Source organism: Bradyrhizobium sp. CSS354 (assembly GCF_029051725.1).
Taxonomy (GTDB): Bacteria; Pseudomonadota; Alphaproteobacteria; order Rhizobiales; family Xanthobacteraceae; genus Bradyrhizobium.
In genome coordinates, this window is record NZ_JAACFU010000052.1 from 1 (window position 1) to 9,249 (window position 9,249).

General features: G+C 58.1%; 4 protein-coding genes and 2 pseudogenes. 3 read left to right on the forward strand and 3 right to left on the reverse strand.

Annotated features, from left to right (window positions below; translation table 11 throughout):
- Positions 1–305 precede the first annotated feature (305 nt).
- Positions 306–733: pseudogene (locus GWG67_RS38360) on the reverse strand (transposase); the annotation flags it as partial.
- A 589-nt stretch (positions 734–1,322) separates the two neighbouring features.
- Between GWG67_RS38360 and asnB the strand changes: the two are divergent.
- The 3 genes from asnB (at position 1,323) to GWG67_RS38375 (ending at position 7,259) form a co-directional block, all read left to right on the forward strand.
- On the forward strand, positions 1,323–3,155 hold the full coding sequence (asnB, locus tag GWG67_RS38365; RefSeq protein ID WP_275174839.1) for an asparagine synthase (glutamine-hydrolyzing): 1,833 nt from the start codon (positions 1,323–1,325) through the stop codon (positions 3,153–3,155).
- A 514-nt stretch (positions 3,156–3,669) separates the two neighbouring features.
- Positions 3,670–5,292 (forward strand): class I adenylate-forming enzyme family protein, encoded by a 1,623-nt coding sequence (locus tag GWG67_RS38370; RefSeq protein WP_275174840.1) that lies wholly within the window; start codon positions 3,670–3,672, stop codon positions 5,290–5,292.
- Positions 5,293–6,077: 785 nt separating this feature from the next.
- Positions 6,078–7,259 carry a KamA family radical SAM protein gene (locus tag GWG67_RS38375; protein WP_275174842.1) on the forward strand — a complete coding sequence of 394 codons (1,182 nt, stop codon included), beginning with the start codon at positions 6,078–6,080 and terminating at the stop codon, positions 7,257–7,259.
- A 78-nt stretch (positions 7,260–7,337) separates the two neighbouring features.
- Here the strand turns inward: GWG67_RS38375 and GWG67_RS38380 are convergent.
- Both GWG67_RS38380 and GWG67_RS38385 read right to left on the reverse strand, forming a co-directional pair.
- Positions 7,338–7,705, reverse strand: a pseudogene (locus GWG67_RS38380) (transposase); the annotation flags it as partial.
- A gap of 457 nt (positions 7,706–8,162) precedes the next feature.
- Positions 8,163–9,176, reverse strand: coding sequence for an IS110 family transposase (locus GWG67_RS38385; protein ID WP_342761090.1), 1,014 nt, complete (start codon positions 9,174–9,176; stop codon positions 8,163–8,165).
- Positions 9,177–9,249: the final 73 nt, after the last annotated feature.

A 9,249-nucleotide genomic window follows, 5' to 3' on the forward strand; every position in this document is an offset into this window, starting at 1 on the left:
CAGCGACGACGACGCTCAACCCCGCCCAGGACCTCTACCCGCATCTACCGACCTTAAGGCTAGCCTTAAAGCTAGATCCTCGTCGGATACCTGCAACTCAACAAGGCGGCCCACCCCGGAGGAATACTGCTCGAGCCGGTCAAGGCCAAGCCTTGCGGTGCCCGCAAGTGCGGCCAGCCTTGACCGCCCCTGTGCGCGGCGGCTTCAAGATTGATGGCCGGGACGGAAGAATGACCAGCGGCGCGGCCGAACAAAAGAATGGACGTACGCGAGTCCCAGCAAGCGTCATCTCGATAAAATCGCTTGTCCATCTTATCCGTCGTCCGCAAGTGTTCCAGTGCGCGGGCCGGAAGTCATAGAAAGCGAGCAGCGTGTCTCGATCTTTGCGCAGGCAGTCGGCCGCTTCTCGTATTTCAGCGGGTAGCTCACCCAGCAGCGTTGCTCGCGTTGTAGGCCAGACCTCACCGGCGGCCTTGCAGAACCGGTGCACGGTCCGAGATGACGAACTGCGGGGCCACGTCGAGCGCGCGCCGCTTCAGATCGAGCAGCAGTTCGCGCCAATCGTGCGCGCTCGCGCGGGCACCATCGAAAGCGGACCAGTTCCTTGCGGCTTTCCGCCGTCGCGCCGATGGCACGAGGATGCATTGCTTTTCATCTTCGGGGCGGGCTCATGGAGGCCATCAACCCAGATGTAGATATAGCGCTTCGCCGAAAGATCGCGTCTTTGCCACGCATGTGCTAGTCGTGCCAACCTTCCTTCAGACGCCTTCTTCGTCCTTTCCATCTAGCAAACCGAGCAGTCACCTTCCACCTTAACTCATGCTCCCAACAACGGGCTCGATTCAGACTCTGCGGCCACCCTGACGGCTCTGGTTGGCGAACCCGGGCTGCGCGCATCTGCGCCGACGACATTGTGCTGCAGAAGCACGCAGAAGGGATTATCGAGATGATCTGAGAATCTGTTTGCATAAGCTGACAGCGACAAGGGTAGGCCCTTGTGATCGACTTTCAGAAGTAGGTCTCAACCACTTTAAGCGGCTTCGTTAAGAGGCGCGGTCGTGAGCGTTGAAGGTAACGGTCGGGAATGCCCGAACCGACAGGCATCCGAGACCAGAATGAAGATGAACCCCCAGTGCAACGCACCGAGGCTACTAGAACAGGTGGGTTCGATTGGCCCGGTAATGAACTAGATCAATATGCGGGAATGCCTTCGCGATCCTCAAAGTACTTGAACGACCGAGCGGGGGCACGGAGCACTGCCGGGGTTCCGCGGTTAGCGGTGGTCTGCAGCGCGGTACCTGTTTATCGTGGGAGCCAAGGTTATGTGCGGTATCTGTGGATGGATCGACTTCGATCGTGACCTAGAAGGTCCCGAGGCGCGCCGGGAGCTTGCCGCGATGACGGCCACTATGGCCTTCCGCGGTCCGGACGACCAGGGGACTTGGATCAACGGGCCGGCGGCGCTGGGACATCGTCGCTTGGCGGTCATTGACCTCCAAGGCGGACGGCAACCGATGACGCTCCACGAGGACGGGCGATCCCCGTTAGTTCTGGCCTACACTGGCGAGACTTACAACTACCGCGAACTGCGTCAACGGCTCGCCGCCCTGGGCCATCGGTTCGAGACGAGCAGTGACACCGAGGTGGTGTTGCACGCCCACCGGGAGTGGGGCAAGCGCGACCCCTGTACGGCGGTCAGCGAACTCAACGGGATGTTCGCCTACGCACTCTGGGACCCCGCTAAGCGCGAACTGCTTCTCATACGCGACCGGCTCGGCATTAAGCCGCTTTACTATTACCCCACGAAGCACGGAGTGTTGTTCGGCTCTGAGCCAAAGGCGATCCTCGCCAATGGGCTCGCGGAACGGGTCCTGGACGCTGCGGGGCTTCGTCGCGCGCTATGCTCGTTCGCCGAACCGAACAACACGGTGTTCCGCGGGATGCATGAGGTACGGCCCGGCCACATCGTTCGCGTGAGCCGCGACGGCATCCAGCAGATGACCTATTGGCAGCTTACCGATAGCGGGCACACCGATGACGTGCCTACCACCATTCGGCACGTCCGCGAGTTGCTCGACGACACGATCCAGCGGCAGCTCATCGCGGACGTGCCGCTGTGCACCCTCTTATCCGGCGGCCTTGACTCCTCGGCCCTGACCGCACTGGCCGCGCGCTTCAGCGCGCAACGGATCCGGTCATTCGCCCTCGATTTCGTCGGCTATACGGAGAATTTTACCCCCGGCTTCATGTGCGCCACACCCGACGGACCGTACGTACAGGAACTCGCAAATTTCGCTGGTACCGACCACACGGACATCACACTGTCCGCGGACGAACTCATGGACCGGGGGGTGCGGGCCAGCACACTCCACGCCCGTGACCTTCCGTTCACCGCGGGTGACATCGACAGCTCGCTCTATCTCCTGTTCCGGGCAGTGCGGCGATATTCGACGGTAGCTCTGTCCGGAGAGGCGGCCGACGAGCTTTTCGGCGGCTACTCGTGGTTCCACGATCCAGCCTACGTTCAGAGCGACACGTTTCCTTGGGGAAACGTTGGTGTCGACAGCGCTCGGCAGTACCTAGACCCGCTCCTGTTTGAAAAGCTTGAGCTACCAAGCTATCTCGACGAGCAGTACCGAAGCGCACTTGCGGAAGTACCCGCCCTGACCGGGCCGGGCTCGTCCGATCCGCACGAGCGTCGCATGCGCGAAGTCTGTTATCTTTTTCTGACTCGCCGCCTGCCGAGGCTGCTCGACCGCAAGGACCGGCTGAGCATGGCTTCCGGCCTGGAGGTGCGGGTCCCCTACTGCGACCACCGGCTCATCGAGTACGTGTTCGGCACCCCATGGGCTCACAAGAATTTCGACGGGCGCGAGAAGAGCCTGCTGCGGGCGGCCACTGCGGACCTGCTGCCCCCCTCCGTGGTGCAGCGAGTTAAGAGCGTGTATCCGTCTATCCAGGACCCGGCTTACTACAAAATGCTGCGCACTCAGCTCACCGCGCTCGTGAATGATGGCAATACAGCAGTGGCACCACTCCTCTCCATTCGGGGCTGCCGCGGCTTGCTCAACGCGAGCGACGACGTTATCTGGATGGAGCGAATCTTGACCCTCCAGGACTTCTTGACCGACTACAACGTGAGCCTCAGGTTCTGAGACGGCGGAAAACGAGTAGGGACAGAATAGAAGGTTCGGGCATGCACTACTGAATTGGCTCAACTCTCGTTGCGACTCCTCAGGACTTTCACGTCAGAGCGCCGTGCGGCGCGGCAAATCTGGTTGGAACTGCCTGTTGCCCCAAGCAGCGAAACGTACGGGGCTCCTCGATCAGCGCGTCACCCGAGCACGGCTTCGACACTTGCTCTTGGATAATGGGCTTTTCAGCGCCGAGAACAGCGCCAGTCATATCACACGAGCGCCCGCGATCGTTCTTTATACCTAACCAAAGTAGGTAGTGTTCCGATCATCACTGATCATGTATCGCTAATTTCCGCACTCGCCACGCAACAGAGGCGGCGCTCATCTCATACGCAGCGACTGCGTTATTAGACGGGTGGCTAGACGTGTAGAGGCACCATCGGCTCTGGCCGTAGACAGTTTGATGGAGCTGTCAAGCGGCGCAGTTGAGCTCGTTAGCTGAACTCGCTTTTTGTCCGTCGCGGAGGTTTGTATGACACCAGCTCAACTGCACGATCGAGTCGCACGCGCCTTGCGCAAGAGCGAGGCGCTCGAGGCCGCATACGAAACTACTACGGTGGGTCAGCTCGTTTCCATGCGGGCACGAACACACGGTTCGATAACCGCAGTCGACATCTTTGAGCGCGGCGAGCGTGCAACTTACTCCGAGATGGACCGGTTGTCGAACCGACATGCACGTGCACTGCGCAAATTCGGAGTGCGCAAGGGGGATCGCGTCGGGGTGATGATGCCCAATCGCATCGAATGGTCTATCTTATGGTTCGCGTTCGCCAAGCTCGGTGCGGTAATGGTCCCAATTGACATGCATTACACGCCGAGAGAGGTCGAACACATTATTAGCGATACCCAGGCCAAATTTGCCATTGTCGACGAATCTGCTTGGCCAGTGTTCGGCGCTATGAGTCCTTGGCCGCAAGAGCTTGCCAAGGATCAAGTCATCCTCGTTGGGCAACCTTCCGACGGGGCAGCTATCACTCTCCATCGATCGTTGAAGGATGTCGACGATTCGCCGGTGGATGAGGATGTCCGCCCCGGGGACCTACTGGCGATCCAATTTACCTCGGGGACGACAGGCTTTCCGAAGGGTTGCATGTTGACACACGACTATTGGGGGGTGGGGGCGTACGTAGCTGCCAACCTCTGCCCGTACAAGAGGTTTCTTAGCTGGGCGTCCTCCTCCTACATAAGTTGGCCATTCATTCTTCTGAGCTCGTATAGACAGGGCGGAACGCTGTACGTCGCTCAGCAAATGAACGCGTCGCAACTTCTGGATTGGGTCAAGAATTTTCAGATCGAGTGGTGTGCGTTGCCCCGGTTGGTAGCGGAAGCCGCTTACGAGCCACCGGCGAGCCTGAAGCAGGTGTGGCAGTACGACGGGTGGAGTGCTGAGACGGTGCACCGATATCACGAGGAGTTCGGCGTGCGCAGCACTTACACTTTTGGAATGACGGAGATCGGAACCGGCACACAGATGCCTCCCGATGTCCCCGAGATGAACGAGGCGGGTTCGGTCGGGATCCGTTCGCTGTTTCGAGAACTGCGCTTGGTCAACGATGACGGCAGCCCCACGCCAGTAGGCGAAGTCGGTGAGCTGTGGGTGAGGGGGCGTGGGATGTTCAGCGGCTATTGGAACAAGCCGGACGCGAACGCGGATTGTTTCGAAGGCGAATGGTTTAAGACGGGTGATCTGCTGCGCCACGACGAACTCGGCTTTTACTGGTTCGTAGGACGTCGGAAGGATGTTATCCGTCGCTCCGTTGAAAATATCGCTGCATCCGAGGTAGAGGCGATCATCCGCGAGATTCCAGAGATTGCAGATGTGGCTGCGGTGCCCATTCCGGACGAAAAATGGGGCGAGGAGGTCAAGATTTACGTTGAACTGAGAAAAGGACTCACACCAGCTGACGTGAATGTCGAGCGCATTCTTGAGCATGCTCGTGCTCGCCTTGCTCTATTCAAGATACCACGGTACGTCGGCTTCGTGCAGACGCTCCCAAGAACCGTCACCAGCAACAAGGTGCTCAAGCGAGAGCTAATGGCCATCAGCGATCCGTTGTCGGACACCTACGACGCCGAAGAGAAAAGCTGGCGGTGAACCGCTGCTTTGGTGCACCTTCCGGATCCGCGTAGGCAGTTGACAATTCAGAAAGGCGGCGAGCGTGAGTTGTAGTCGATCGACCGAACTTGGTTGCTATTGCAAGCTTCGTGGCGTGAGGGCCAAATCTTTTAATTCCATCTCAAGAGTCTTTCGATGGAGATGAGCGCCGCGTTGTCCCACACATTGCCGGAACAGCTCATGCCGGAGCGCTTGGGCGACCTGCGGTTCTCAGTGGTAGTGAAGCCGCGTCGCCGGTCCAGCAGACTCCGACCGGAGCTCGTACATGATTTGCGGCATGCCGTAGAAGTGGTTGTCACGCAGCTTGCGCGGGAGGCAGGCGAGCAAGTCGAGGCACGAAAAACCTGCGTCGTTCCGAAACGAAGAGCTCGAACTGTTGACCTCGCTCGCCTTCCTGTGCCTGGATCATGCGCGGATCGCACGCTCCGGCCAGCCTTACCTCCGAGAGATCAAGGCCTTTCGTTGTCTCAATATGGGGCCTGCCTGTGGGCGAGCGCCACACACGGCTTCTCGAGCGTAGTCAACCGCATTTCGACGTCGCCCATACGCGATATTTCCGAATCGGACATCCGAGGCATTTCTACAAGCATCAAACTGTCAATCCCCTCGCGCTCGGTAAGGTTTGTCATTCGGCACTTCGATCGGCCAAGGATGACAAAAGGTCTTCGTGGTCGAAAACGCAGGTCGATACCACTTGGTCATGTACCAGCACCGTTGCTTCGGATGAGCTTGGGGGCAAAGTCGGCAGACCTTCAGAGGACAATATGGCATTTTCAATCGAAGCGACCGATCCCTGTAAAAAGGCAGACCTCACTCGGCTGAGCAAGATTCTCCGCACGCGGGAAGAACTCGATGCCTTCGACGTTACTTCCGAAGGCTGGCAGCAGGCTTTGCAGCGTCGCTACAGGACGCATAAAGACATGAAAGGCATTCTCAATCACGTTGAGGACGTCGATATGGCCATCTACCACCATTTCGACATGCGCGTGACACCATATCTGGCACAGTTAATGGATCGCGACGATCCGAACTGCCCAATTCGCAAGCAGTACATGCCTTTTCAGAGAGAGGTAAATGTTAGACCGTATGAAGTTGCTGATAGTCTGGCGGAAGACCATGACATGCAAGACGGTAGCAGTGTTGTGCATCGGTATCCCAACCGCGCGCTCTTTCTCGTTACGACGAGCTGCGGGACCTACTGTCGGTTCTGCACCCGTAAACGGTTGGTTTCCCATGGAGAAAGCGCGGTCAACAAGCAACAGCTTGAAAGGGGAATTAGCTACTTAAAAGCTCATTCAGAGATCGAAGATTGCCTTTTATCGGGCGGCGACCCACTGCTCCTCAACGACCGACAACTCGAAGGCATTCTGAGCCAGATTAGAGCCGGAGCGCCGCACATCAAATTTCTCCGTATTGGAAGTCGTCTGCCAGCGCAGCTACCGACCCGGATTACTCCTGAACTCTGTGCCATTATCGAGCGATATGAGGTGCAAATGGTCAACGTTCACGTCAACCACCCCAAAGAGATAACCCCGCTCTTTGCCGAGCGCATTAAGATGCTGCGCAAGACCGGTACGATGATCGGCAATCAATCGGTATTATTGAAGGGAGTGAACGATGACGTTGCTACCTTGCGCGATCTTTGCATGGGCTTGGTCACTTGCGGCATTCGCCCATATTATTGCTATTCATGTGATGTTGCGGAGGGAAATCATGACTATCAACTTACGCTTGATCGCATCTTAAAGCTATATCGTGCCTTGCGAGGCTTCATCAGTGGTCCTGCTGTGCCTACTTTTGTGGTCGATGGCACGGGTGGTCTTGGCAAGATGCCGATCATCCCCGAGTACGTGCGGGAGCTTGCGAACGGCGAGATTTGGGCGACTAATTTCAAAGGTAAGGTTCAGCGAATGATCAATCTGGAGGCAAGGACACTTGAGCAATGAAATGTTTGTATGGGCATGGAGATGCGTCGCTAGGTTCGACATGAGGAGGGCGGCGCGCCACAGCCTGCCGATCGAGCTGGCCCGCCGTCCCGAGAGGCTCGTGATGGCCTGCAGATGCGACCGCAGCACGCTTGGCGGCGGGCCTTCTTCGAACGAAGCTCGCGCACCGCAGCCGCATCGAGCATCTGCTCAGCCAAAACCTTCTCTGGTTCGCGTTCTCGTCCTGCAACTCGCTCAACAGCTTTGCCTCGGAAACGTCCATACCGCCCAGTTTGGCTTTCCAATTATCGATCGTCGCGGTCGGCATATCCTGTGCTTGCGAGCCAAGTCGGCCGTCCTTGCCCTGTCGTCATGCCCTTCATCACGCGGATAATCTGCTCTTCAGTGAACCCTTCTCGCCCATCTTTCCGACCTTCTCCCGATCTGTGGCCAGCAAACTGGACCATTTTTTGTTAGAGTTTTCGCTGCCGAATCCTCTCGGCTGGGAGAAGCTGACCTGAGCCCAAGTTCCATCCATCCGTGGGTTGTCAATCGGCCCTTTAATTGCGGTTTGTTGTCAAGCTACCATTCTTCCTCTCTCCAGTGACACGCCGGTAGCGATTGCTCCGTCGGAGCTGGTCAGGTTGCGGAGACGGAGCGATCGCGGATGGCGAGACGATTGCTTAGCGGGCTTGGCAATCGACTCGTTGGCGGCTTCAGCGGGTTGGGTTGATGTCGTAGCTGGGGTCATGGTCCTTTCCGAGGTCGCGAGCGCCTCATGATGATGTCCGGATCGGGCGCCTCAACGTTTGCAGCGGAGTGCGGGCGAACCGCCACCAGCCGATTGACCGAGGTCACCACGACCACCGTCCCAGCGGGACATCGCCAGTCCGGCGGACCGGACCAGGAACTTGCGAGCAAATATCAGATTGGCTTCGGCTGGCCCCAGTCGAACGACGTGCCATCGACCCAGATGCAGTGGAGAATCACGGCGATCTTTCGGGCGATGGCGACCTTTGCCTTCTTCATGCCGATCCGCTTAGCGAGCGTTATGCCCCAGGCCTTTAGGGAGCACCACTTTTTGGTTCGATAAAGAAGGACAGTGGCGGCCTCGAACAAGTAAGTTCGGAGAAGCCGGTCGCCCCATCGAGATATCTTTCCGTTGGTGTCGGTTTCGCCGGATTGGCTGCGCCTCGGCGTAAGGCCGAGGTAGGCGCCGACCGTCGAAGCCGATCGGAAGCGCGAGGGGTCATCGATCGTGTGGCGGAACGTTAGGGCCGTCACGACACCGACCCCCGGGACCGTCATCACGCGACGCGTCGTCTCGTCCAGCTTTGCCAACCGGCGGACCTCGTTGTCGAACTTACCTTGTTGTTGACAAACGTTCTCATGGATCGCGAGCAGCGGCGATATCACGCTGAGAAGCAAATGATCGACGCCCAAAAGTTCGCTGACCTGGTTGCGGAACTGTTGGCCGATCGCGCGAGGGAATAGCAATCCACATTCCTTGATCAAGCTGCGAACCTGGTTCTCGATGTCTCGGCGCATGGACACTAGCCGAGATCTGGCGACAAGGATCGCTCGGATCTTCTGGCTTTCCTCACTTTTGACTTTTACCTCTCGATACCATCCAACCCGCACCAGTTCGGCAAGCCCTCGCGCATCATTCTGATCGCTCTTGTTCATTCGGACCGACAAAGCTGCGTGCGCATGCCGAGCGTCGATGCAGACCACCGGAAGCTCAACCCTGCGGAGTTCATGCCATAGCCAACTCGCCATCGCGCCGGTCTCGAAGCCGATACGCTCGGCATGAGGCGCATATTTGCTAAGCAGGTCAGTCAAGGCACCAGGATTAGACTTGGCTTTTCCTTCGAAGATTACTTGGTCGTCCGTTAAGAAGCCGAATTGAGCGAGAGCGGACAGGCAAGCGTATGCGATAGCTGGATCAGGCAGAGGCACAAGAGTTCTCTGAGCCAGGCGAGGATACGGCGGAAGTTGTGGCCGACTGCTG